Origin of the sequence: Curtobacterium sp. P97 (genome assembly GCF_023712445.1) — a bacterium.
Lineage (GTDB): Bacteria > Actinomycetota > Actinomycetes > Actinomycetales > Microbacteriaceae > Curtobacterium.
Window position 1 is genome coordinate 1 of the sequence record NZ_JAMAYF010000048.1, and the last position, 529, is coordinate 529.

Annotated in this window: 1 protein-coding gene; it reads right to left on the reverse strand. The window is 73.7% G+C overall.

Going from position 1 to position 529, the window contains the following annotated elements:
* Window positions 1–187: 187 nt before the first annotated feature.
* On the reverse strand, window positions 188–529 hold a 342-nt coding region (locus M3677_RS16860; protein ID WP_285844915.1), incomplete at its 5' end, for an acyl-CoA dehydrogenase family protein.

A 529-nucleotide genomic window follows, 5' to 3' on the forward strand; every position in this document is an offset into this window, starting at 1 on the left:
GCGGTGCAGCCGGCGGCGGAGGTCCACGGTGCGGTCGGCGTCGGCACGGGCAGCGGCGAGCAGGTCCATGGGCCCAGTCTCTGGCAAGGCTCACGATCTCGACAGCAGAGTCCGTCCTGGCTCAGCGGCGTCGGCGAGCCAGGACGCACGTCGGTGGACCCAGCTGATCCACGCCGGGCGCCGGCGGTCAGACGGTGACGGGCGGGACCGGGACGACGGGGGTGCGGCCCAGCTCGCTCATCGCCAGCGAGCGCAGGTGCACCTCGTCGGGGCCGTCGAACAGCCGCATCGCGCGGTGCCAGCCGGCCATCGCGGCCAGCGGGGTGACGTCGGTGACCCCGGCCCCGCCGTGCACCTGGATGGCCCGGTCGATGACCCGCCCGGCCGCCCGCGGGACGGCGACCTTGGCGATCGCGATGAGGTCCTTGGCCGCCTTGTTGCCCTGGGTGTCGATCACCTGGCAGGCCTGGTGGCAGACCAACCGGGCCTGGTCGATGTCGATGCGCGACTCGGCGATCTGCTGCTGCAC